The sequence below is a fragment of the Streptomyces sp. NPDC013157 genome (assembly GCF_042899865.1).
Classification (GTDB): domain Bacteria; phylum Actinomycetota; class Actinomycetes; order Streptomycetales; family Streptomycetaceae; genus Streptomyces.
This window is the reverse complement of sequence record NZ_JBIBAK010000025.1, coordinates 109,719-133,014: the sequence shown is the minus strand read 5'-3', so window position 1 is coordinate 133,014 and position 23,296 is coordinate 109,719. Positions and strand designations below refer to the sequence as shown.

General features: G+C 71.7%; 22 protein-coding genes and 2 pseudogenes. 10 read left to right on the top strand and 14 right to left on the bottom strand.

Going from position 1 to position 23,296, the window contains the following annotated elements; translation table 11 throughout:
* Positions 1–165 (top strand): annotated as a pseudogene (locus ACFY6U_RS47705) (DNA-directed RNA polymerase subunit alpha); the annotation flags it as partial.
* Positions 166–949: 784 nt separating this feature from the next.
* Positions 950–1,714, top strand: a complete 765-nt coding sequence (locus ACFY6U_RS47700; RefSeq protein ID WP_390048775.1) for a calcium-binding protein — start codon at positions 950–952, stop codon at positions 1,712–1,714.
* Between the two features lie 189 nt (positions 1,715–1,903).
* Here the strand turns inward: ACFY6U_RS47700 and ACFY6U_RS47695 are convergent, their stop codons facing one another.
* The 3 genes from ACFY6U_RS47695 to ACFY6U_RS47685 all read right to left on the bottom strand — a co-directional run bounded on the left by ACFY6U_RS47695 (position 1,904) and on the right by ACFY6U_RS47685 (position 3,431).
* Positions 1,904–2,089, bottom strand: coding sequence for a hypothetical protein (locus ACFY6U_RS47695; RefSeq protein WP_390048773.1), 186 nt, complete (start codon positions 2,087–2,089; stop codon positions 1,904–1,906).
* Positions 2,090–2,505: 416 nt separating this feature from the next.
* Positions 2,506–2,835, bottom strand: coding sequence for a hypothetical protein (locus tag ACFY6U_RS47690; RefSeq protein ID WP_390048771.1), 330 nt, complete (start codon positions 2,833–2,835; stop codon positions 2,506–2,508).
* Positions 2,836–3,197: 362 nt separating this feature from the next.
* Positions 3,198–3,431: a hypothetical protein gene (locus ACFY6U_RS47685; protein ID WP_390048769.1), complete on the bottom strand. Its 234-nt coding sequence runs from the start codon at positions 3,429–3,431 to the stop codon at positions 3,198–3,200.
* A 205-nt stretch (positions 3,432–3,636) separates the two neighbouring features.
* On the opposite strand from ACFY6U_RS47685, the gene ACFY6U_RS47680 reads away from it, so the two are divergent.
* Positions 3,637–4,212: a TIGR03086 family metal-binding protein gene (locus ACFY6U_RS47680; RefSeq protein WP_390048767.1), complete on the top strand. Its 576-nt coding sequence runs from the start codon at positions 3,637–3,639 to the stop codon at positions 4,210–4,212.
* A 27-nt stretch (positions 4,213–4,239) separates the two neighbouring features.
* On the opposite strand, the gene ACFY6U_RS47675 is transcribed toward ACFY6U_RS47680, so the two are convergent.
* On the bottom strand, positions 4,240–4,794 hold the full coding sequence (locus ACFY6U_RS47675) for an ATP-binding protein (protein WP_390048765.1): 555 nt from the start codon (positions 4,792–4,794) through the stop codon (positions 4,240–4,242).
* A gap of 186 nt (positions 4,795–4,980) precedes the next feature.
* Here ACFY6U_RS47675 and ACFY6U_RS47670 point away from each other — a divergent pair, with 186 nt between their 5' ends.
* Positions 4,981–5,580 carry a TetR/AcrR family transcriptional regulator gene (locus ACFY6U_RS47670; RefSeq protein ID WP_390048763.1) on the top strand — a complete coding sequence of 200 codons (600 nt, stop codon included), beginning with the start codon at positions 4,981–4,983 and terminating at the stop codon, positions 5,578–5,580.
* Between the two features lie 186 nt (positions 5,581–5,766).
* Here the strand turns inward: ACFY6U_RS47670 and snpA are convergent.
* Positions 5,767–6,396: pseudogene (gene snpA, locus ACFY6U_RS47665) on the bottom strand (snapalysin); the annotation flags it as partial.
* A gap of 793 nt (positions 6,397–7,189) precedes the next feature.
* Here snpA and ACFY6U_RS47660 point away from each other — a divergent pair.
* The gene (locus ACFY6U_RS47660; RefSeq protein ID WP_351496675.1) at positions 7,190–7,396 is read left to right on the top strand and encodes an acetyl-CoA synthetase; all 207 of its coding nucleotides are present in this window, start codon (positions 7,190–7,192) and stop codon (positions 7,394–7,396) included.
* Positions 7,397–7,457: 61 nt separating this feature from the next.
* On the opposite strand, the gene ACFY6U_RS47655 is transcribed toward ACFY6U_RS47660, so the two are convergent.
* The 4 genes from ACFY6U_RS47655 to ACFY6U_RS47640 form a co-directional block, all read right to left on the bottom strand.
* The gene (locus tag ACFY6U_RS47655) at positions 7,458–10,103 is read right to left on the bottom strand and encodes a glycosyl hydrolase (protein WP_390048761.1); all 2,646 of its coding nucleotides are present in this window, start codon (positions 10,101–10,103) and stop codon (positions 7,458–7,460) included.
* A gap of 207 nt (positions 10,104–10,310) precedes the next feature.
* Positions 10,311–10,790 (bottom strand): TetR-like C-terminal domain-containing protein, encoded by a 480-nt coding sequence (locus tag ACFY6U_RS47650; RefSeq protein WP_390048787.1) that lies wholly within the window; start codon positions 10,788–10,790, stop codon positions 10,311–10,313.
* Positions 10,791–10,866: 76 nt separating this feature from the next.
* Positions 10,867–11,703 carry an alpha/beta fold hydrolase gene (locus tag ACFY6U_RS47645; RefSeq protein WP_390048759.1) on the bottom strand — a complete coding sequence of 279 codons (837 nt, stop codon included), beginning with the start codon at positions 11,701–11,703 and terminating at the stop codon, positions 10,867–10,869.
* Between the two features lie 124 nt (positions 11,704–11,827).
* Positions 11,828–12,376: a DUF4232 domain-containing protein gene (locus ACFY6U_RS47640; RefSeq protein ID WP_390048757.1), complete on the bottom strand. Its 549-nt coding sequence runs from the start codon at positions 12,374–12,376 to the stop codon at positions 11,828–11,830.
* 469 nt (positions 12,377–12,845) lie between these two features.
* On the opposite strand from ACFY6U_RS47640, the gene ACFY6U_RS47635 reads away from it, so the two are divergent.
* Complete coding sequence (locus tag ACFY6U_RS47635) at positions 12,846–13,187, top strand: hypothetical protein (RefSeq protein WP_390048755.1); 342 nt, start codon at positions 12,846–12,848, stop codon at positions 13,185–13,187.
* On the top strand, positions 13,172–13,630 hold the full coding sequence (locus ACFY6U_RS47630; protein WP_390048753.1) for an ATP-binding protein: 459 nt from the start codon (positions 13,172–13,174) through the stop codon (positions 13,628–13,630). Before ACFY6U_RS47635 ends, ACFY6U_RS47630 begins: the two co-directional genes overlap by 16 nt.
* 11 nt (positions 13,631–13,641) lie before the next feature.
* Here the strand turns inward: ACFY6U_RS47630 and ACFY6U_RS47625 are convergent, their stop codons facing one another.
* On the bottom strand, positions 13,642–14,478 hold the full coding sequence (locus ACFY6U_RS47625; RefSeq protein WP_390048751.1) for an RNA polymerase sigma factor SigF: 837 nt from the start codon (positions 14,476–14,478) through the stop codon (positions 13,642–13,644).
* A 354-nt stretch (positions 14,479–14,832) separates the two neighbouring features.
* Between ACFY6U_RS47625 and ACFY6U_RS47620 the strand changes: the two genes are divergently transcribed.
* From ACFY6U_RS47620 to ACFY6U_RS47610, 3 genes are all read left to right on the top strand, one after another.
* A complete protein-coding gene (locus ACFY6U_RS47620) occupies positions 14,833–15,012 on the top strand; it encodes a hypothetical protein (RefSeq protein ID WP_390048749.1) in 180 nt (59 codons plus the stop codon).
* Between the two features lie 126 nt (positions 15,013–15,138).
* Positions 15,139–15,930, top strand: coding sequence for a DUF4239 domain-containing protein (locus ACFY6U_RS47615; RefSeq protein WP_390048747.1), 792 nt, complete (start codon positions 15,139–15,141; stop codon positions 15,928–15,930).
* A gap of 158 nt (positions 15,931–16,088) precedes the next feature.
* Positions 16,089–17,927 carry a glycoside hydrolase family 15 protein gene (locus ACFY6U_RS47610; RefSeq protein WP_390048745.1) on the top strand — a complete coding sequence of 613 codons (1,839 nt, stop codon included), beginning with the start codon at positions 16,089–16,091 and terminating at the stop codon, positions 17,925–17,927.
* 188 nt (positions 17,928–18,115) lie between these two features.
* On the opposite strand, the gene ACFY6U_RS47605 is transcribed toward ACFY6U_RS47610, so the two are convergent.
* The 4 genes from ACFY6U_RS47605 to ACFY6U_RS47590 form a co-directional block, all read right to left on the bottom strand.
* Positions 18,116–19,147: a cytochrome d ubiquinol oxidase subunit II gene (locus ACFY6U_RS47605; protein WP_390048743.1), complete on the bottom strand. Its 1,032-nt coding sequence runs from the start codon at positions 19,145–19,147 to the stop codon at positions 18,116–18,118.
* The gene (locus ACFY6U_RS47600; RefSeq protein WP_390048785.1) at positions 19,144–20,529 is read right to left on the bottom strand and encodes a cytochrome ubiquinol oxidase subunit I; all 1,386 of its coding nucleotides are present in this window, start codon (positions 20,527–20,529) and stop codon (positions 19,144–19,146) included. The genes ACFY6U_RS47605 and ACFY6U_RS47600 overlap by 4 nt, the downstream gene beginning before the upstream one ends.
* 72 nt (positions 20,530–20,601) lie before the next feature.
* Complete coding sequence (locus tag ACFY6U_RS47595) at positions 20,602–21,441, bottom strand: SDR family oxidoreductase (RefSeq protein ID WP_390048741.1); 840 nt, start codon at positions 21,439–21,441, stop codon at positions 20,602–20,604.
* Positions 21,442–21,606: 165 nt separating this feature from the next.
* Complete coding sequence (locus tag ACFY6U_RS47590; RefSeq protein ID WP_390048740.1) at positions 21,607–23,196, bottom strand: GMC oxidoreductase; 1,590 nt, start codon at positions 23,194–23,196, stop codon at positions 21,607–21,609.
* Between the last annotated feature and the right edge of the window lie 100 nt (positions 23,197–23,296).

Here is a 23,296-nt window from a genome sequence, read left to right as displayed (position 1 = left end):
CGCAACTTCGGTGCGAAGTCCATCGACGAGGTCAAGGCGAAGCTGGCCGGCATGGGCCTGGCCCTCAAGGACAGCCCGCCCGGATTCGACCCCACCGCCGCGGCGGACGCGTTCGGCGCGGACGACAACGGGAGCGCGGGTTTCCTGGAGACCGAGCAGTACTGAACGCAGCGCCGGGTCCTGTGGAGCCGGGAAAGCAGGACCCGGCGATGAGACCGGCCGACTGCGCTCGGCTCCCCGACGGCCCACCGCGTGTGCAGATCACCGGGGGCGTCTGGTTCCACCTCCTTGAACTCCTCGGCGTCGAAGTCCCTTGAACCCACCGGCCCCGGACCCGCATGGCACCGGGCCGGACCGGAAACGGAAGGGGCGGCCACATCCGGTGACCGCCCCGCACTGAGACCCCGTACTGAGACTCCGTACCGCCGCCCCGTCAGGACGGCGGTGCCTCCCGGACCGTGAGCGGGCCGAGGATCGCGTCCAGGGCCGCGTCCGTGAGAGGGCCGCCGGTGCCCGGGCCCTCCCAACAGCCTCAGAGCCTCCCGGCCGGCGTCGGGAAGGACCCCGCACCGGCGAACCCGCCACGGGGCCGTCGCCGGCCACACCGTCCAGGCCGGCCGAAGCCTTCACCCACCCGGTCCGGCCCACTGTCCGGACCGGTACGGCCGGCGCATCCGCAGACGTGTCATACGCGTCAAGCGATGCCCCGGATCCCGGGGGCCGGGCTGAGAGACCTTCCGTCCACAGCCTGTGGAGAAGGGCGTCCCGGACGGTGTCGTGGACGTTGTGCCCGGTCAGGCCGGTTGCGTGCCGATCGACGGCCGTCGTGGTGGGCAGCGGTGGCGACCCCGCACCACGGGGCGGGGCGCCGTACAACCAACCGCCCCCTCCGGTCGTCTCCTACACGCCCGGACCAAGATCCGGCTCACCGCCCTGGAGAAACATGCGTATGCGTACCGCTGCTGCCGCCACCGCCGGCACCCTGGCGCTGATCGGGTTCGTCACACCCGCCGCCCATGCGGACACGAGCGCCGGCGACACCGTCTTCAGCTCGCTGACCTTCAGCAAGACGACCGTCGGCGTCGGCGTCAGCGCGGCGCAGACGCTGAGCGTCACGGCGACCGCCAAGGACGACTCCGGGATCAAGGTGATAGCCGGCTTCAAGCTGGTCAGCTCCGACGGCCGGTACCTCTACGCGAACTCCATGTCCTGCAGCCGTCCGACGTCGGCCACCATGAAATGCACGGGCACGTACACCCTCGACCCCGACCTCGTCGACAGCTACTACGACCTCAGGAACAGCTCGGCCGGTACCTGGTACTTCCAGGCCGAAGCCGCGGCCAAGGACGGCGACTACTACGAGATCCAGAAGAGCGCGCCCTTCAAGGTGAAGCGGGTCGCCAGGCTCGCGAACACCCAGGCCGGGCCCGAGCCGGTCGCCAAGGGCGGCAGGCTCACCGTGACCGGTGCGCTCACCCGGGCCAACTGGGACACCAACGTCTACGCCGGGTACGGCAGCAAGTCCGTGGCCCTGCAGTTCAAGAAGTCCGGCTCCTCGTCGTACACGACCGTCAAGACCGTGACCACCGACGGCAGCGGCAAGCTGAGGACCACGGTCACCGCGAACGCCTCCGGCACCTGGCGGTGGAAGTTCGCGGGCGCGAGCACCACGACCGGCGCCACGGCGTACGGCGACAGCGTCGCCCTCGGGTAGTCGGTGTGTCGGCGGCCCCCGACCCGTTGGTGAGGCTGCGTCCGGGGACCAGCCGCGCACTCCGTCGATGCCGCTCAGGGGCGAGGGCGGCCGGGTTCGGCTTCCCGCCGGAAGCAGGCAGCGGCGGCCTCCGGGGGTGCCGGTTCGCCGTTACGGTCGACGTCGTCCGTCAGGAGGGACGGGCCGGGATCACAGGGCGGTCAACGGGAGGCCGGCGTCGCGCGCGCCGATCGTGCGGGGGAGACGGAAGTCCATGGCCCGGCCGACCTCTCGCCAGGTCGCCTCTGCCGTCCTGCGCGCATCGGCGGCCACATCGCCACGTTCGCGTATGAGCCGTTCGTAGATCGGGGCGTCGCTCTGCGCCGTTGCACTCACCGTACTGGTCCCTTCCTGGTGACGACACCCGCTTGGCCTCCGGGCCGCAGGCGGGGCCGAGTCTATGGCGCCCGTTCCTCCGGCATCGTCCGGTTCCGCCAGGCGGGACGCGAGGTGCCCCAGCACCCGCCACCGAGCGGCGCGGAGACCGGCCGGCGCCGACGACGTCCGCGACATGGTCCGCGGCAGCGCCCGCCACGTCGGGCGTCCCTTTCAGGCGGCGGTTTCCGGGCACGCAGCCCCACCCAGCCCCTAGGGGCAGCCCCGTCCCTGCCGGGGTGCCGTCGCGCACCCTGCCCCCGGACACGATCCTCGCCGTCCCGCCTGAGCCCGAGCCGGTCCGGCCGGCCTCGAAGTGCTCGTGCCGGGCACTGGGGCCTGATGGGTGCTCTGCTCTCGCCGGCCTCGGCGGTCTGTTACGGCGTCGTCGACTTCGCCGGCGGGCTGCTGTCCCGCCGGGCGCACTTCGCGGTGGTCCCCTTCCTCGGGCAGATCGGCGGGCTGCTGCTGGCGCTGGCGGCCGCGGTCCTGGTGCCCGCAGCGGCGGTCCGCTCGCCGGACGTCTGGTGGGGAGCGTTGTCGGGGGCGGGCAGCGGGACCGCCGTGTTCTGCCTCAACCGGGGCCTGGCCCGGGGGGCGATGAGTGTGGTGGTGCCGGTCAGCGCCGTCACGGGAGTCGCGCTGTCCGTACTGTGCGGGGTGTTCTTCCTGAGCGACCGGCCAGTCCTGGCGGCCTGGCCGGGCATCTGTGTCACCGTGGCCGCCGGGACTCCTGGCCGAGGCGGTGGCGATCGGAGCAGGCGCGGCCTTCGCGCTCATCCTCTACCCGCGGGCCGCCCAGCTGCAGATACTGGCCGTGGCCGTCGTGCCGGCGTCCCTGTACCCGGCGGTCCCCGTCGTTCTCGGCGTCGCGGTCCTGCGGGAGAAGCTCACCCGGGCGCAGGTGACCGGTTTGGCGGGTGCGGCCGCCGCGATCGTTCTGCTGACCGTGGGGGGAGGGCGAGACCGCGGGGGACACCGGGGTACGGGAAGGAAGCGCGAACGGGACCCCTGGGGTGCGCCGGGGATTGAGCCGGGTGCACCCGGCGAGAGTCCCGCCCGCCTGGGATCAGCCGGTCAGGCGGCTGCGCAGCAGTTCCTTGCCCAGGTCTGCGCCCTTACGGCTGTCAGCCTGCGCCTTGCTGAACAACTCGACCAGTTGCTCGTCCTTCGCCCGCTCGGCGTCCTTGATGTAGGTGTCCAGCCGGAGGGCGTTCTCCAGGCAGCTCTCGACGTACCAGAGCAGGTTGTAGTCCTTGTCCTGGGTTCCGGTGATGCCTCCGGTCTCCGTGGCGCTGGCCATCGTCGCATCACTCCGTTCCGTTGTGTCGAAGCGGGCGCTCGGCCCGCCGGCATTGTCGTCGGACCGCTCGAGTACCCCGGAGGGAGACGACGCACCATGTGGTTCAGTCGGCGGCGGGGCCCGTGGGGGCGGCCGATTCGGCAGCCGCTTTGCGCCGAGGCAAATCCCTTGGGCGGCAGCGAAGTTGGCGCCGTACTCTCCCCGGATGACTACCGTTTCCGTCGAAGATCTCGCACGCGCCTGCACCTCTGTCGGCGACCTGCTCGCCGAGGTCCGCCCCGAGCAGTGGAAGGAGCCGACGCCGTGCACAGAGTGGAACGTGCGTGAGGTGGTGGCCCACCTGGTCGACATGGACCTGGTGTTCGCAGCCATGATCGAGGGCGGCCCGATGCCCGAACGCGGAGTGGACCGCCTCGGTGACGACCCGGTCGGCGCCTACCGGTCCTCCAGTGCTTCGCTGCTGGCAGCCTTCTCCGCCCCCGGGGTGCTCGGGCGGAGTTGTCGCGGACCCATGGGGAGCGCCACGGGCGCCGAGCGCCTGCAGATCCGCCTGTACGACCTGCTCGCTCATGGATGGGACCTCGCCCAGGCCGTCCAGATCCCCGCCCGGCTGCCCGAAGACCTTGCCGAGCAGGCCCTGGCGTTCGCGCGGGCCCAGCTCTCCACCCAGCCCCGGGCGGGACGATTCGCCGAGCCGCGACCCCTCGAGGACACCGCTCCGGCCCTTGACCGTCTCGCCGCGTTTCTCGGCCGACCGGTCCCACCGCACCGTGAGCCGTAGCGGCTCGCGGGGGTGTGGGCGCGGCCGTCACGGTGCCTGCGTCTCCTGGGGACGGCCCTCGGTCCGCAGCTCGAACCACATGGTCTTGCCGGTGGCCGTCCGGAGGCTGCCCCAGGCGTCCGCGAGCAGGTCGAGGAGTTCGATGCCCCGGCCGTTCTCCGCGTCCGGGTCGGCGACGCCGCGTGCGGGGCCGGCGGACTCGGTGTCCTCGACCTCGCACAGCAGGCGGGAGTGGCGCAGCTGCAGGTTGAGCCTGAGCGGACCGCGCGTGTGCCGCAGAGCGTTGGTGACCAGTTCGCTGACCAGCAGCTCGGAGGTGTCGGCCAGGTCACCCACCGCCCAGTCGCTGAGCTGCGCGGTCACCAGACGCCGGGCTCGGCGCACGGAGGTCAGTTCCCGCGGCAGGGGCCAGGAGGCGTCCCAGGCGGTGGCGCAGCCACGTGGTGCGTCGAACGGCCGCAGCGGCGCGAGCAGGCGGGACCACAGAGCCCACTGCCGGGCGAGCCGCGTCGATGCGGTGGCGCGGGAGGACCGCCCTCCCCGGTAAAAGGCGATGCGGAAGCCGATGGCCCAGGTGGCCATGGGGATCAGTCCCTTCGCTGGCGACCGGACGGTCCGCCGGTGAACGTGCCTGGCATGCGCCGGGCCCTTGCGTGTAGCAGTCGCTACGTCTCAAATATAGACGTAATCCGCGCTACAGTAAAGACCTGCCCAAAGAGTCAATAACGGACAGTCGGCAGTCTTGCCCGCACGCACCCGGGAGCCCCGATGCCTCGCCCGCCGGATCCGGCCAAGCGGCGCGACCTTCTCGAGAAGGTCCGCGAGTACGTCATGCGCAACGGCCTCGCGGACCTGTCCCTGCGGCCTCTCGCCAAGGCTCTGGGCACCAGCGACCGCATGCTCCTGTACTACTTCGGCACCAAGGAACGGATGGTCGCCGAGGCCCTCGACATCTACGAGCGTCGGCCCCTCCTGCGCACCCGCGAAGTGCTGCAGGCCATCGGCCCGCCCGCGAGCCCCGCCGAACTGCGCCGCTTCGTGGAGGAGGTGTGGCGGCGGTTCAGCGACCCCGGCGTACGTGCCGCGCTCCCTCTCTACTTCGAGATCATGAGCGCCAGCGTGCTGCACCCCGACCGCTACGGGCCCGTCATGCGCGACATCGTCACCGAGTGGACCCTCCTGTTCACCTCGGTCTTCCGTGACCTCGGCATGTCCCAGGACCGGGCGCGCACCCAGGCCGCCCTTCTGGCCGACGCCTCCCTCGGCCTGCTGGTCGCCCCGCTGGCGGATGGCCACTGGGACCGGGCGCACGAAGCGTTCCGCGCACTGCTCGACAGTCTGGAACCCGGATGGCAGGCCACGGCATGACGCTCGGGGAGGAGATCAACGCCAGGGCGCGCCGAGGAGCGGACTCCCCGCAACCTGGCCCGGCACCACGATCAGGACCGGCGGTGTGGTGCTGGGCTGGGTGGTGCCCGGCTGGGTGATGCCCGGCCGGCTGGTGCCCGGCTGGGTGGAGGGCTGGTTCGCCGTGCTGCCCGGGGCCTGCGCGGCTCCGGTGGCCCACAGCTGGTCGACGCGCGAGCGCTCGGCGGCGTTCGGGTAGCGGTTGGTGCAGGACGGGCCGGGGCCGCCGCCCGACATCAGCTCACTGCACGGCCCGCTGTAGTCGTCGGCCAGACCCAGGACGTGCCCGGTCTCGTGGGTGACGACGCGGACCGAGTCGTACTGCCGGCTCTGCGTGTAGTCGATGAAGATGTAGCCGCCGCCGTGGCCGTTGGTGGAGGCGTAGGACCCGCGTGAGTCGTTGCCCTCGTAGTAGGAGAAGTCGGCGCCGCTCGTCGCCTCCTTCAGCTTGACGTTGGTCTCGGAGCCGTTCCAGATCGCGGCAGCGCTCGATATCTGCGAACGGAAGCTCGGTGCCCGGGAGTCGTCGTAGGTGATGGTCACCGCCTGCCCGGCGGGCTGGGCGGCGTGCTTCTGGGCGACCGACTTGAGTACGGCCTCGAAGAACGCCTTGGTGTTCGCGGCCTCCTCGCCCGACCCGTCGTACCCCGCCACGGTGGTACCGGGGGAAGCGGACGGGGTGGCGGCGGTCCGGGCGCTCGCCGGCGCCGTGCCCAGCACGCCGGAGGCCAGACCCAGGCCGACGGCGAGTGCGAGAGAGAGGGGTCTCGCGGACATTCGGGACGAGTTCATGTGGGGGGCTCCTACTCACTCGGTGACGCCGGGGACCGGTGCGCGGTCGAATCTGCGTGAAAACACCGGTTCCGAACTGCGGCGACGTCCTGTGGGTCGACATTCTTAGAACGGCTCCACAGGGAGCGCAAAGGGCCCTCGCAACTACGTCGCCTCGTAGGTCCCGGGACCTTGTCAGGGCAGCGCGCGGGTCCGGGGTCCGCCTGTCGCGACGGGAGGAGAAGCTGTCGTGCCGTCAGAAGCCTTGCTGTACAGGGCAGTGGGCGTGCCGGTCGGCCGGGCGGGATTCCGGCAGGTGCGTCGGGGTTCACATCCGGGCCAAGACGGACAAATGGCTAAATGTCTTCCATTGTGCGTCTACTAAGTGCGCCGGTTAAATGATGGAACGCTGTGACCGAGGTCATAAAACATGGGCTTCCGTTTATTTCCTGCTTTACCGGGCCTGATTCGCCTCCCTGGCGGGGCATGCTGGCTTCAGTACGGGCCGACCGGGAGGTGCTGGATGCGGTGGTGGGCCGGGACCTGGGTGGTCGTCGGAACGGCTGCCCTGGTGGCGTGCGGTGCGCCCGCGGGCGGTGGAACGGCGGGAGGGCCGTCCGGCGGTGACCCGGCGGAGCCGTCGGCCGGGCCTTCCGCCTCGGCGCGGACCTGTGCCGCCGGACATGCGGAGGTCACCGTCGCCCCCGGTGAGGCGGTCGGAGGGCGGCTGTGCGTACGGTCCGGGACGGTGGTGTCGCTCGTTCTGGAGCCCCGGACGGACGACCGGAGGTGGACGGGGGTGCGGAGTTCCGCACCGGCCTCGGTCCTGGTGTCCGCATGGCGGGTGGACGGGGACGGCACGGCGCACGCCTCGCTGCGGTGCGCGGGCACCCGGGGCGGTACCGCCACGGTCACGGCCCTGGCGAAGGCGCCGGACGTGGCGGGCGCGGCCGGTGGCGCGTTCACGCTGGACGTGACCGTGGTGCCGTATCCGCGGGAGGGGTGACCCCGGTGCACCGGCGTACCGGTGTACGGGACCACCCCTCACTGTTCACGCGCGGCGGGCGTCAGCGGAGATCGCGGACCTTGATCGTGTAGATGCCGCGGCCGTGGGTGGCCGCGTACAGGGTGCCGCCGTCGGGGCTCAGCTTCAGCTGGAGCACGGCGACGGCCGGGAGCGAGCCGACGCGCTGCCACCGCGTGCGGCCCGGCGCCCGGTAGACGACGCCGAGGTCGGTGGCGACGGCGAGGCCGCCGTTCGGGGTGACGACCGCCGAGTCGGTGGGTACGTCGGGGAGGTTCTTCGAGATGTCCTTCCAGGTGGTGCCGCCGTCGGTGGACTCGAAGACATGGCCGACGCCCGCGCCGGGGCCCTCGGTCCAGTGCCGGGAGAAGCCGTTGACGGCGAGGAAGACGTGGTCGGCGTTCTTCGGGTCGATGGCGAAGCCGCTGAGGTAGCGGTTGGGCACGGTGCCGTCCGCCGGCAGGGCGATGTCGTGCCAGCCGGTGCCGTCCTCATTGCCGACGGAGATGCCGCGGGCGAAGCCCTGGTTGTTGCAGGGGCCGCACCAGGCCGCATAGACCTTGCCGCCCGAGGCGGCCACGGCGGTCGCGGTGCGGCCGGCGCCGAGGTCGTACACGCTGGTCCACTCCGCACCGCTGCGGATGGCGTAGCCGTGGGTCTGCACCCACACGTGGCGGCCGCCCGCGATCCACGTCGAGCTGTTGCTGCCGTCGGCCGCGAGCGGGGCGATGAAGCGCGCCTCGCCGGTGGCGTTGTCGGCCGGCGCCACGTTGTACGACGTGGCCTTGGTGGCGTCGGTGGTCCAGCTGCCGTCGTTCACCGCGCAGTTCTGGGTCACCTGGATCGCGAGGTAGACGTACTCCTGCGCGATGTCGCAGCCGTCGGCGGGGTCGGTGAGGGTGTCGCCGCCGTCGCCGCCGAAGTTCGAGCCCATGACCGTGTCGTCGCTGCGGAGGATCGACTGGCCGTTGTCCTGGAGGCCGCCGGTGACGGAGACGCCGCCGTGCTCCCGGTCCTTGCCGATGCCCACCGAGTAGTACTGCAGGGTGTCGATGGTGCCGTCGTTGAGGGAGGTCCAGTCGGTGGCGTGGCCGGAGGCGTCCTGGGAGCCGTCGACGGGGCGCTTGTAGACGCCGCCGTCGTTGCCGACGTACACGAAGCTCTTGCCGTGGTAGCGGCCGATCGCGACGCCGTGCTGGTCGGAGTGGGTGGTCTGGCTGCAGTCGCCGGTCTGCTTCGCCGGGTCGATGGACCAGCAGGGGAAGGAGAAGTTCCAGTACGGGCCGACGGTGGACCAGGTGGAGCCGCCGTCCTTGGTCTCGTACACCTCCTCCAGACCGGCGTAGACGTGCTCCGCGTTCGCCGGGTCGACGGTGAGGAACTGGTTGTACCAGGCCTGCACGCCCGGCATGTAGCCGCTGGTCGTCAGCGCCGAGCCGTCGGCGGCCAGGCCCTGGTAGTCGGCGATCTTCGTCCAGGGGCCGGTCGGGGCACCGGACTTGGAGACGTAGATGCCCTCCAGGCCGCTGTCCGGGTTGGTGTTCAGCTGCTCCGGCGACTGGTCGATGGCGTAGTAGCGGGAGCCGTCGGCGGAGCGGGCGAAGGTGACGTTGCCGACGTCGTCCGCGTCGGCCGGCAGGTCGCCCAGTCCGCTGGTGATCCGGGTCCAGGTGCCGTCGGCGCCCTTGGTGTAGAAGCCGTTGTAGTCGTCACCGCTGCGCCAGCCGACGGCCAGGACCACCTTGCCGGGGTCCTTGGGGTCGATCGCGATGTCGTTGGCGATGTTCTTGTACGCGGCCGAGGGGTCGCTCGCCAGTGAACCGCCCGGCAGATAGTCGGGGTTGGGCGCGAACTCGAGCTTCCAGGCGCCGGTGAGCTTCTTGGCGGAGTGGCTCCACACGCCCTTGCTGGTGGCCGCCCACACCTTGCCGCCGCCGAAGCGCAGTTCGTGGATGGTGGTGGACTCCAGTTCGTCGCCGCCGACCCGGCTGCGGGCGGAGAAGGTGCCGTGGTGCGGGTCGGAGAGGACGTAGACGCCGCTGCCCAGGTAGGCGTCCGCGTTGGTGGTGGCCTCGCCGGTGCCCAGCCACAGCCGGCCGGAGCCGTCGACGGTGAGCGCGCCGGTGGACTGGGAGGACAGCTTGTCGCTGATGGGCTGCCAGCGCCCGCCGCCGGTGCGCGAGCGCCACACGCCGCCGCCCGCGCTGCCCGCGTACACGTACCCGTCGTCGTCCGCGGCGATCGCGGCCATGCGGCCGGTGACGTCGCCGGAGCCGCCGCTGGAGTTGGAGTCGATGTCGCGGTAGCGGGAGTCGTCGGAGTTATACGGAAGGTCGGTGATGTTGCGCCAACTGCCCTTGGTGCTCGGCAGGTTCGTGAGGCCGGTCCAGGCGGCGCCGTACGCGCCGGGGGCGACGATGCCGGGCGAGGTGCGGGCCTCGGCGTACTGGTCCGCGCCCTCGGCGATCTCGTCGGCCTCGTTGCCGTCGTCGTCGTCCGCGGCCGTGGCCTTGGGGGTGATCGCGCCCACCGACTGCTCCCGGGCGGCGGCGAGTTGGGCGAGCGCGCGGGCTCCGAACGGGCTGCCGTTCCCGCCGGGCGCGGCGCCCGCGGGTATCGCGACGAGTGCGGCGGATGCGGTGATGGCCCAGATCGTGAGCCACCGTCTCTTGCGGGTTGATGCTGACACCAGATACTCCCCAGCGGGCGGTTGTTACAGCCGACACACAGCACCCGACCACCGGCGGCGGGGATCATCCGGTATTTGGACAACTATTGACCAGAACCTGTCATTCTTGGCTCCTGTGCCCGGACCCCGCAGGCCTTTCCGGTACGTACGGTCCGGGAGCCCGGCGCCCACCGCGGTGCCGTTCCCGACCGGCACGCGGCGCGATCCTCACATGGCGCGCAGGCCCCGGTCGGCGAAGGTGATCAGCCACTCGAAGCTCTCGTCGATGTCGGAGCTCCACTGGAAGCCGTTGTCCGCCTGCAGCGTCGCGAAGCCGTGGCAGAGGCTGCGGAGCGTGCGCAGGGCGTGGTCCGCGTCGGACTCCGGGATCCGGTAGTCGCGCAGGACGGCCATGAAGGCGTCGAGCAGCCGCTGTCCCGCGACGGCGAGGGGATCGTCGGGGCCGGACGGTTCCATGCCGATCGTCGCCGCGTACCGGCCGGGGTGCGCCAGGACGAAGGCGCGGAAGGCGCGGGCCGCGGCCGCCAGGGCGTCGCGGCCCGCGTGCCCCCGGACCGCTCCGCCGACGGCGTCGGCGGCCTCGCCCAACGCCTGGGCCGCGATACGCCGGTTGAGGTCGTCCTGGCCGCCGACGTGCTTGTACAGGGACGGGGTGCGGACGCCCACCCGTTCGGCCAGCAGGACCATCGTCAGGTTGGTGAAGCCCACTTCGTCGGCGAGGGCGGCACCGGCCGCGACGACGGCCGCCGGGTCCAGGCCGGCCCTAGGCACGGGCGGCGGCCGAGCGGAGGAACGGGAGCATGAGCGAAACCACCTGGTCGGGGAACTGGTCGTGCGGGTAGTGCCCGGCGCCCTCGATCATCTCAAGGCTGCCGAGACTGGAGGGCAGGGCGTCGACGATCGCCGTCCCTTCGGCGTGCGGGTCGGCCCAGTCGGGGTCGAGCGTGCCCATCACGACCAGCACCGGGCAGCGGACGTTGCCGAGCTGCGCGCCGGCGTCGGTGGGGGCCGTGCGGCCCATGCCCTGCAGGGCCTTCATCCGGCCGGGCTCGCGCAGCAGGGCGTCGATGCGGCCGAGGCGCCCGGCCCAGTCGGCCGGCTTCACGCCGGGGTAGGCGACGTCGAGGTACGAACGCCAGAGCGGCACGCTGCCCAACACGCCCGCGCCGAGCAGCCGCAGCATGCCCCGCCGGAAACGCCCGACCCGCAGGTCGCCGAGGCGGATCGACTGCTTGCGGGTGAACGGCGCCAGCTCGACGACGGCGGTGATCAGCGAGGGTTCCTGCGCCGCGGCGACGGTGGCGGCGCCGCCCGAGATCGAGTGGCCCACGAGCACGGCAGGACCGCCCAGGTGGCGGATGACGGCGAGCAGGTCACCGGCGATGGCGGTGCGGCTCCAGGCCGGCCAGTCGGCGCTGGACTCGCCGCAGCCGCGCAGATCGACCGAGGCGACCCGGTAGCCGGCCGCCACCAGGTGAGGGACCACGGCACGGTAGGCGGCCCGGCTGTCGCCCATGCCGTGCGCGAGGATGACCAGCGGGCCGGACCCCGTCACCTCGTAGGCGATCGTGCCGCCGTCGACGGCAAGGTGCTCGGTCATCGCGTCCTCCAGGGGGCTAACGGTGTTAGCCTTAAGCTAATCCCGTTAGCCAACGGTGTCAACGGAGGACGGCGCCCGCTCGCCGCGGACCTCGGCCGCCGAGGACCGACCGTCGCCGGGGCGGCTACCAGGAGAGGGCGTCCCGCGCGTTGTCCTGCCAGTACGTGACGGTGGCGGCGCTGTTGAAGAAGACACCGCCCTTCGGCAGCTTCAGGGTCTTCTCCTTGCCGGCCGCGTTGCCCTTCCGGTCCGCGAAGAACACGCCCAGGGTCTTCTCCTTGGCGCCCCCTTCGCCCTCGGGGGTGGACGTCGTGATGCCCGCGTACGCGGACCGGCCGGGCTTCAGCGTCACCACGGACTGCGGCGTGGTCTCCTCGGCCCACGCCACCGGGGCCTGGGCGTCGGCGCCGGCCCTCAGGAAGGGGGCGATGTAGGCGTAGCAGGGCTTGCTGCCGGTGTTGGTGGCCTTGAGCAGCAGGTGGTTGACGGGACGGGACACCTCGGTGACGGTCAGCTTGGTGTTCGCGGTGGTGCAGGTGACGACCGAGGGAGCCTTGGCGGTGGCGGCCGAGGCGGTCTGCGCGGTGGCCTGCAGACCGAGGAGCGCGAGGGCGGCGGCGACGACCATGGAGGAGGCGGCCGCGCGGGCGACGGAGCGGGTGACGATACGCATGAGTGGGCTGCTTTCTCTGGACATACGGAGGGACTTGGGTCGAGCGAGGACGGCCACCGAATCGGTCGGGCGCCGTGCTCCGACGACCCAAGGCTGTGCCGGGCCGCGTCCCATCCGCCATTCCCGCCGGGAGTTTCGGGATGCTGGAACGCCCGTACCGGCTCTGAACTGCGAGGACGCGGCCTGCTTGGGATGCCGGATGGAACGACGGGCGGTGGGCGCCGGTCGACGCGACGGGAGCTGTGGCGGGCGCCCTCGCTGGACGAGCACTGCACGCCGACGGCGCTGGGAGGCGCCCCCTACGCCCGGTGCTCGGCGGGCACCGAGGCGGGGCAGGCCCCGGTCGGGCTGATGGGGCCCGGAAACCGGGCAGGTCGGACGGATACCGCTGGCCCGTCCGCTGACCGGTGCGGCCACCCTGGTGGACGGCGTCGTCTGCTTCGTCCGGTCGGACGGGACGGTCACCGCGGTGTCAGCGACGTACAAGCGGGTCTACTTCGCCGACCGATTCGGCCGTCCGCCGGCACTGGACAGCCGCACCGGCGCGGAGGTCTGGCGCACCTCCGCGCCGGACGACCCCGGGGACAGGGCGCAGAGCTACCCGCCGCGAGTGCTGCTCGTCGAGGACGCGATCGTGGCGACGGCCGGCGACACGGCCTTCTCCCGGCGCCCGGGCAGGCGTGCGCGAGCCGCGCTGCCGGATCGCCTCATGAAGCAGGAGACGGCGGGTAAGCGAAGTCGTACGGCGGCGAGAGCCTGTGACGAGACGAAGTGGACGCCTGCGGAAGGAGTTCCATGGTCACCCCGCTGAAGAACCGGGCTTCGGACGGACCGGAACCCGGGGCGCCCCTGCGGTACAGCGCCGCCTGGGACGCCGCGGACACGCCGGTCTCCGACGCCCGGGTCGCCGTCCGCGCGCTGCTGGCCCGGGCCGGCCACCACCCGGACCACCGGCCGAGCCAGGACGCCCAGCTCGTCGTCAGCGAACTGGTCACCAACGCGGTCCGCCACGCACCCGGCCCGGTCGGCCTGGCCCTGGAGGTGTCACCCGACGCGGGCCTGCTGCGCATCACCGTGAGCGACACCTCCCCCCGTACGCCCGAACCGCGCGCCCACGACGCCCGCCGCGTCGGCGGACACGGCCTGCATCTGGTCACCCGGCTGTGCGGCAGGCTGCACACCGTCGCGCAGGACACCGGCAAGCACGTCGTCGCCCACCTCCCCCTGCGCAGGCCGGCCGTTCCCGAGCCGTAGAGCCCGGGAGCTCAGGTCAGCATGCCTTCGCGCAGGCGGGCGAGGGTGCGGGACAGGAGCCGGGAGACGTGCATCTGGGAGACGCCCAGGCGTTCGCCGATCTGGGCCTGGGTGAGTTCCTCCACGAACCGCAGGTGGATGATCTGCCGGTCGCGCTCGGCGAGCCCGGCGACCAGCGGGGCCAGGGTGTGGAAGTCCTCCACCAGTTCCAGCGCGCCGTCCTCGGCGCCGATGAAGTCCTGCAGGGCGCTCTCGCCGTCCTCGCTGCCGTTGATCGCGGCGTCCAGGGAGGAGGAGTTGTAGCCGTTGGCGGCCAGGCGCGCCTCGCGCACCTCGTCCTCGGGCAGGCTCATCAGGTCGGAGAGTTCCCTGACCGTGGGGGTACGGCCGAGCCGGCTGCGGAGCTCCTCGGTGGCGCGGGCGAGCTGGACGCGGGCCTCCTGGAGCCGGCGCGGGACGTGCACGGCCCAGGTGGTGTCGCGGAAGAACCGCTTGATCTCGCCCACGATGTACGGCACGGCGAAGGAGGTGAACTCGACCTCGCGGGAGAGCTCGAAGCGGTCGATCGCCTTGATCAGGCCGATCATGCCGACCTGGACGATGTCCTCCATCTCCTCCGGTTCGCGGCTGCGGAACCGGCCGGCCGCGAACCGTACCAGCGACATGTTCATCTCGATCAGCGTGTTGCGCGCGTACTGGTGCTCGGGCGTGCCCTCCTCCAGGACCGCCAGCTGCGCGAAGAACAGCTTCGACAGCTCCCGCGCGTCCTGCGGTGCGACCTTGGAAGGGTCCTCGATCTCCGGAACGTCCACCGTCTGCCCGACGGTCTGCACGGTCGTCGTCCGCATGATGCGCCCTCCCAGTCGATCGCTCTCGTCCGCGCCGGTCCGTGGCCGGCATGCACGCGCCTACCCCGGGTGCCGACCGGCATTCCTGCAGCCGCCGGCAGTCCCCGCCCGGCCCGCCGCTCAGGGGCCTGGTGTCCGGCCCGCCCTGTCCGCCCGGCACCTGTCGTCCCTGTGGCACCGATCACACCATGGCGGGCGCCGGGCGGGCCCAGGACGGGGCGCCCTCGGTCCCGTCGTCGGGTCCGCGCCGGGTTTCACGCCGTACGCGCTGGACACCCGGGACGGAAGGAAGAACGGGGGCGGGACGGACGAACCGGACCCCAACCGGCCGGAGGAGAAAGAAGACGAGCCGCCGTGACCGCGGAAGCCGGCAACCCGATCGCCGTTCGCCGTCACCGGCCCGAGACGGGCTGGGCGAGGGCGCGCCGCCTGCGCGGGCGGGGCATCCGCACCTGTATGCGCGCGACGCTCGACAACGACCCGGGACAGGCGCGGCAGGAGGACGACTGGAACGTCGTACGGGGCGAGGACTGACCGGTCGGCCCCCGGACACCCGCGCGCGGCCCGCTCACTCGGTGGTGTGAACTTCTCCCCGTGCGCCCTTAGTTGCTGCTGGAGCTGCGGTTTTGTGGTGGTGTGTCCGGCCTAGACTCCGGGCCCATGTCGCTCTGGCTGCTCAACCACTTCAGTACCCTCACACTGGCCGTCGTCACCGTCGGCGGCACCGTTGCCCTGGCGGTCGCCGGCAGTGTGCTGCTGCGGCGCAGGTATCCGTCGGTGGCCGGCGGGGAGCACAACGACATGGTCGGTGTGACGCTGGGGATGTTCGGCGCCATCTACGGGATCATCCTCGCGTTCGTGATCGTCACGCTGTGGACGCAGCTGGAGGACACCCAGACCATCGTCGCCGCCGAGGCCACCGACGCGGCGCTCATCACCCGTGACGCCGCCGCGTTCCCGGCGGCGGTGCGGTCCCGGCTCGACTCCGCCATGAGCGGCTACGTCCACGCGGTCGTCGAGGACCAGTGGCCGCGGATGCGCGCGGGGCACCCCAGCTACGGGGCCACGGAGACCCATCTCCGGTCCGCCTTCCAGGTGTTGCAGACGTACGACCCGAAGTCCGAGCAGGAGCAGGTCTTCTACGAGCAGACCGTCAGCCATCTCGACGACGTCGCCTCCCAGCGGCGTGCCCGCATCACCATGGCCCGCCAGGAGCTGCCCCCGCTGCTGCAGGTTCTGGCCGTCGGAGGCGCCCTGGTCCTGGTCCCCCTCACGTTCCTGTTCGGCATGCGCAAGCTGAGAGTCCAGATCCTCTTCGTCGCCTCGGTCGCCGGGCTCGTCGGCTTCAGCCTGCTCCTGGTCTTCGTCCTGGACCGCCCCTTCTCCGGTGACCTCAGCGTCAGCCCGGCGCCGTACCGGGAAGGAGCCCTCGCCCAGTACTGGACCCGGTGAGCGGGGGTGAGCAACCCGCGTTCCGGCCGCCACGGTGCGTGCCGGAGCGCGGGCGAGCCGGGCCGGGGCCCCGCCCGACGAGCCGGAGCAGGGGCCCCGGCATACGCTGATCCAGGGGGGTGCATTCGGGTGAACCGCACGCCGGAAGGGGCGCCCCGATGGACGACTACCCGCTGATCGAGAACCACGGGCTGATCGGCGATCTGCAGACCGCGGCGCTGGTGACCACCGAGGGGGCGATCGACTGGTTCTGCTCCCCGCGGTTCGACTCGCCCAGCGTGTTCGGGGCGCTCCTGGACAAGGAGAACGGCGGCCACTGCACGGTCCGGCCGGCCCACCGGGCCCATGCGACCAAGCAGTTGTACCTGCCCGACACCGCGATCCTGGTGACCCGGTTCATGACCGAGGCGGGCGCCGGCGAGGTCATCGACTTCATGCCCGTGACCGGTACGACGGCCACGGACCGGCACCGGCTGGTCCGCCTGGTCCGCTGTGTGCGCGGCACCATGACCTTCGACGTGGAGGTCGCCCCGCGGTTCGACTACGGGCTCATGAAACACGAGGTGCACATCACCCAGCACGGAGCGGTCTTCGTCGCGGAGGACGGCACGGAGCTCACCGTGCACCCCGTCCGGGAGCCGGAGGACGAGCGGCTCACGGAGATCATGACGCACCGGGACGCCGACGTGCAGGTCTCGCTGACCCTGGCGGCGGGCGAGCAGCGCGGGCTGATCCTGGAGATGGGCGCCGAGGGACCGCCCAGGGAGGTCCGCCGCGAGGAACACGAGCGGATCTTCGACGAGACGGCGGTCTTCTGGCGCAACTGGCTGGCCCAGTCCCGCTACACCGGGCGCTGGCGGGAGGTGGTGGAGCGGTCCGCGATCACGCTGAAGCTCATGACCTTCGCGCCGAGCGGCGCCCTGGTGGCCGCTCCCACGGCGGCGCTCCCGGAGCAACTGGGCGGTGAGCGCAACTGGGACTACCGCTTCACCTGGATCCGGGACGCCTCCTTCTCCGTCTACGCCCTGCTGGGACTGGGCTTCACGGAGGAGGCCAGGGCGTTCATCGTCTGGCTGGGCAACCGGGTCAAGGAGCGGGCGGGCAGGCACGGGGACACCGGCCCGCTGAACATCATGTACAAGGTGGACGGCTCCTCCGACCTGCACGAGCAGATCCTCGACCACTGGGAGGGCTACGCGGGCTCCGCCCCGGTCCGGATCGGCAACGGCGCCGCCACCCAGCTCCAGCTGGACATCTACGGCGAGGCGCTGGACAGCATCTACTTCGCCCACCGGCACGGCTTCACGGTCGGGCACGGGGGCTGGACCTCGCTGCGGACGGACCTGGAGTGGCTGGCCGACCACTGGGACCGGGCGGAGGAGGGGATCTGGGAGACCCGCGGCGGCCGCCAGGACTTCACGTACGGCCGGGTGATGTCGTGGCTGGCGTTCGACCGGGCGCTGCGCCTCGCCGAGGCGACGGGGTGGCCGTCCGCGGCCGACCGCTGGAGGGCCGAGCGGGACGCCGTCTACGAGCAGGTCATGGCCAAGGGCTGGAGCGAGAAGCGGCAGGCCTTCGTCCAGCACTACGGCAGCGAGGTCCTGGACTCCTCGCTGTTGCGCATGGCGACGGTCGGGTTCATCACCCCCGGGGATCCGATGTGGACGGCCACCCTGGACGCCATGGAGGAGGAGCTGGTCAGCGACAGCCTGGTCTACCGGTACAACCCCAGTGCCTCGCCGGACGGTCTGCGCGGCTCGGAGGGCACCTTCTCGCTGTGCACGTTCATGTACGTCGACGCGTTGGCTCGCGCGGGCCGGACAGACCGGGCTCGGCTGGTGTTCGAGAAGATGATGGGGTACGCCAACCATCTGGGCCTGTACTCCGAGGAGATCGACCCGACGGGTCGCCAACTCGGCAACTTCCCGCAGGCGTTCACGCATCTCGCGCTCATCGACTCGGCGATCACCTTGAACGAGGCGTTGGACGCGCGCTGAGCATGCCGAACGAATTCGTCTCCGGTGCAGCGGCGCGCCGTCGGGGGCGCTGGGGGTACCCCCGGCCGGAGGCTGGGGGAGGAACTGCGCGACCAGCCACGATGGCGCCGCAGCTGACACATTGCGCCGAGTCCGGCCGTCGGTCGTCCGCGGGCCGGTGGGGGCTGGTCGCGCAGTTCCCCGCGCCCCTACGGGGCGCTGCCGGACCGCAGGTCGGTGTCCGTGAGGGACTCCAGTTCGCCCTGGGTGTCGAGCCAGTAGAGGAAGACGACCGCGGGGACGACGAGGACGACGGCGACCAGGGTGACGAGCCCCAGCCAGCGCAGGGTGGTGTGCGCGCCCGCGCCCTCGGCGACGGTCAGCGAGGTCGGGACGAGGTAGGGACGCTGCGCCATGCCCCAGGCGATGACGGCCGAGGCGACCACGCCGACCGCCGTGACCCGGGACCAGCCCCCCGAGGGCCGGATCAGCAGCCATGCGGTGGCGAGCGTGGCCAGCACCGCCACGATCACGAAGACGAGCCCGACTCCGTGGGTGAGGCCGTGCCAGACGTGGGGCGCGTCGCCGTGGGTGACGACCAGGGTGACGACGGCGAGCACGGCGACGGCGGCGAGGGCGGCGAGGGCCCGCCGGCGGAAGTAGCGGTCCAGGTCCGGCGCGTCGAAGCGGCGGGCGTCCGCGGCGAGGAAGACCGCGCCGAGCGTCGCCGTCGCCGCGACGGCCAGCAGCCCGAACAGCAGGGACGTGGGGTTGGCCCAGGCGTCCGTGGACGCCGTCGTCGTGGCGGTCACCCGGCCCGAGGCCACACCGCCGGCCGCGGCACCGAGGAAGAACGGCGTCAGCAGCGAGGAGACGGCGAAGACCGCCCCGTACAGGCGCCGGCCGGCCAGCCGCCGGACGGGCTTGCGCAGCGCGAACCCGGCGCCGCGCAGCACGATGCCCACGGCGGCGAGCGCCAGGGGCAGCCACATCGTGGTGAAGACGCGCTGGAAGAGGACCGGGAAACCGGTCCACATGATGACCAGGACGAAGATCAGCCAGACGTTGTTGACCTCCCAGACCGGCTCCATCGCGTGGTCGATCAGCCATCGTGGCCGCCTGCCGCGCTCGGCGCCGCCCGCGGTCAGGTCCCAGAAGCCGGCGCCGTAGTCGGTGCCGCCGCCGCAGGCGTAGGCGGCGATCGCGAGGAGCAGGACGACGGCGATGACGCCCGCGATCACGGTCGGCTCCCGGCCGAGCGGGGCCCGTACGGCGTGTCCGTCTCCGGTGTGTCCGGCTCCGGTGTCTCCTCCGGCGGCCGGGGTCCGCCCCGCTCGTCGGCGGTTCGCCAGCGTGAGCGCATCTTCAGCAGCACCGCGAGGAACGATCCGAACACGAAGACGTACACGACCACGATCACCGCGAACATGGCCCACAGGCCGGCGGAGCGGGTCGCCGTCACCGCCTCGGCGACCCGCATGTTCTGGTAGACGATCCAGGGCTGGCGGCCCACTTCGGTGGTGATCCAGCCGCACTCGACGGCCGCCACGGAGGCCACGCCCGCGCACGCGGCGGCGCGGAAGAACCAGGGCGAGACGGGCAGCCGGCGGCGCCACAGCCACAGGGCGCCGTACCAGAGCGCGAGCAGGAGCAGCAGCGAGCCGATCCCGACCATGGTGTCGAAGGCGAAGTGGGCGATGGTGGCCTGGGTGGCCGTCGGCCGGTCTTCGGCGGGGACGGAGGTGAGCCCGGTGACCCGGGTGTCCGGGCGGAAGCCGGCCAGGATCGAGTCGAGTTGCGGGATCCGGATGCCGCCGGAGACGGTGCCGTCCGGGTGCAGCCGGCCGTACAGGTACTCCGGCTGGTGGGTGGCGGTCTTCCAGACGATCTCCATGGCCCCGAACTTCACCGGCTGCTTGTGGAAGACCTGCCGGGCGATGGAGTCGCCGAGGACGAACTGCACCGGCGTGCACACCGCGGCGAGGGTGAAGGGGACGGTGAAACCGAGCCGGTGGTAGCGGTCCCGGCGGCCGCGCAGCCACCCCACGGCGTAGACGCCGGCCACGACATAGCCCGCGGTCACGAACATCGCGAAGACGAAGTGCCAGTACTCCGGGCCGAACATGGGGGTGAAGACGGCCTTCCAGATCTTCACGCCGACCGGGTTGCCCGCGGCGTCGAGGGTGAAGCCGCGGGGGGTGTTCATCCACGAGTTGGCGGCCAGGATGCCGAAGGCGCCGAGCAGGGCCACCAGCGGCAGCGGCAGTCCGAGCAGGAAGTGGGTCCGGGCGGGCAGCCTCCGCCAGCCGTAGAGGTAGATGGCGATGAGCACGGCCTCCAGGAAGAACGCCCACGCCTCGACGCCGAAGCCGATGCCGAAGACGTCGCCCCAGCGGCCCATCATGCCCGGCCACAGCAGCCCGAACTCGAAGGACAGCACCGTGCCGGTGACCACGCCGATCGCGAACTGCACCGCCATCACGGCCGACCACCGCCGGGCCAGCAGCAGGGCGGTGGCGTCGCCGCGGCGCAGGCCGTAGCCGTGCATGACGAGCGTGATCAGCGGCAGCGCGACGCCCAGGGGGACCAGGATGATGTGGGAGGCCAGGGTGAAGGCCATCATCGACCGGGCCGGCAGCGTCTGCGCCGGTGCGTCGGCGAGGGATCCGGCGAGGAGCAGGGCCGTGTGCACGCGTCAGCCGCCGGTGGCGAAGCCCGGGAAGAGGGTCATCCCGCCGTCGACGTAGAGGGTGGCGCCGACGACGTAGTCCATGAGGTCGGAGGCGAGGCCGACGGCCGCGTAGCCGATGTCCTCGGGGTCGCCGACCCGGTCGTAGGGGATCAGCTTCAGCAGGTCCTGCTCGGCCTGGGGGGTGTCCCAGGCGCTGCGGTTGATGGGGGTCCTGATGGCGCCGGGGGCGATCGCGTTGACGCGGATCTTCTTCGGGGCGAGCTCCTGGGCCAGGGTCTCCATCATCATCTGCACGCCGCCCTTGGAGGAGGCGTAGTTGACGTGCCCGGCCCACGGGATGATCTGGTGCACCGAACTCATGCAGATGATCTTCCCGGCCGCCCGCGACACCTCGGGCACCACACCTCGGCGCAGGAACTCCTTGGTCGCCTCGCGGGCGCAGAGGAACTGCCCGGTGAGGTTGACGTCGAGGACCTTCTGCCACTGGGCGAGGGTCATCTCGGTGAACGGGGCGTCCCGCTGGAGTCCCGCGTTGGCGACCAGGATGTCGATCGTGCCGAACTCCTGGACCATCCGGTCCATCATGGCGACGACCTGCTGCTCGTCGGAGACGTCCGCCTCGTAGGCGGCCGCCTTCACCCCGGAGCCGGTGATCTCCTCGACCACCTTCTCGGCCTCGTCGCCGCCGGCGACGTAGTTGACCACGACGTCGGCCCCGGCCCGGCCCAGGGCGATGGCCGTTGCCTTGCCGATACCGGAGTTGGCGCCGGTGACCAGCGCCTTCTGGCCCTTCAGCAGGTGCGCGGGGATCACGTTCAGGGGTGCGCCCTCGGTGGAACTCACGATGTCCTGCTCCTCCACTGCGTGCCCGCGCCCGCCGGGCCCGTCGCCCGGAGGTCCGGGCATCAGACAAGCACCGGCCGGGCACGACGGCACGCGGCGGCGGACCGCGTTGCGCTGCCCGGCGGAGGATGTTCGCCCGGTCGGGGGCCGGGTGCCCGCGCGGACTCAGCCCAGTCGCTCCAGCAGGTGGTCGCCCACCCGGAGGGCGTTCGCGATGGCCGTCAGGGACGGGTTCACCGCGCCGATGCTCGGGAAGAAGCTGGTGTCCACGACGTAGAGGTTGTCGAGGTCGTGCGCCTTGCAGTTGACGTCCAGGGCCGAGGACGCCGGGTCGGTGCCGAAGCGCACCGTGCCGGCCTGGTGGGCGGTGGCACCGATCGGCATGCCCTTGTGCAGGTAGATGCTGTGGGACAGCAGGTGGTGCTCGTGCATGCCCAGATGGCCGAGCAGGTGCTGGAGTTTGTGCCGCAGGCGCTTCAGACCCTCGATGTTGTTGCCCTCGTCGAGGGTGAGCCGGATCTGGCCGTCCTCCTCCAGGGTCACCCGGTTGTCCGGCTGCGGCAGGTCCTCGCCGCACAGCCAGAAGTCGACGGCGTGGTGAGCCAGGACCTCGAACGGCATGTCCGGCGTGACCGCTCCGGCCCAGCGCGGGGCCTCGCCGTGGATCTGGTCGGCGTCCGACTTGCCGAGCATCTGGATGTCGCCGAGCGGGTACTCCCAGTCGTCCGCGCCCAGGTACCAGTCGTGCAGGGCGAGGGTCTTCTGGAACCGGGTGTCGTTGGGTTCCTCCGAGACGGCCATCAGCGCCGCGTTGTTGTGGCGCATGTAGAACCGGCCGACCACGTCGGAGCTGTTCGCGAGGCCGCGCGGATGCCGGTCGTTCGCCGAGGCCAGCAGCAGCGCGGCCGAGTTGACGGCCCCGCAGGCCACCACCACGACGTCGGCCGAGAACCGGGCCTCGCGTTCGCCGGGCAGCTCGGCGACGACGGAGGTGACGCTGCGTCCGGTGGGGTCGGTCTCCAGGCGGGTCACCCGGGCGTCGGTGATCATCTCCACGTTCGGGTGTTCCAGCGCCGGCTCCACGCAGATCACCTGGGCGTCCGACTTGGCGCGGACCAGGCAGGGGAATCCGTCCACGCGGTCGCAGCGGATGCAGACGCTGGAGTGGGTGGCCCGGCCGTCCTCGTCCTGGGTGAGGTTGACCCCGATCGGCAGGTGGAAGGGGTGCAGCCCCTGCTTCTCCAGGTCCATGCTCAACCGCTCGATGCGCGGCTCGTGTTCGACCGGCGGGTACGCGTACTGGGCGCTGCACGGCCCTTCCCAGGGGTCCTCGCCGTGCCGGCCGTGCACCAGGTAGAGGTGCTCGGCCTGCGTGTAGTACGGCTCGAAGTCGTCGTAACCGATGGGCCAGGCCGGGGAGATGCCGTCGTGGTGGCGGAGTTCGCCGAAGTCCTCGGGGCGCAGCCGGAACAGGGCCGCGCCGTAGAACTTGGTGTTGCCGCCGACGTAGTAGTTCACCTCGGGCGGGAACTCCTTGCCGTGCCGGTCCAGCCAGAACTCCGGGGCCCGGTACTTGGCCTTCACGAACACGGCCGTGGAGTCCCAGTTGTCGCGTTCGCGCGGCAGGTATCCGCCGCGTTCGAGGATGAGCACGCGTTTGCCGGACGGGGCGAGGCGGTGGGCGAGGGTGCCGCCGCCGGCACCGGTACCGATCACGATGACGTCGTACGGGGGCAGGGTGTCCACGGCAACCACCGTCCTTGTCCGCCTGGCCCGCGGCCCGGTGCGGGTATCCCTCATTCGAACGTACGCGCCGTACGGGGGTGCGGCATCCGGGCGGAGCCCGCTGCGGAAC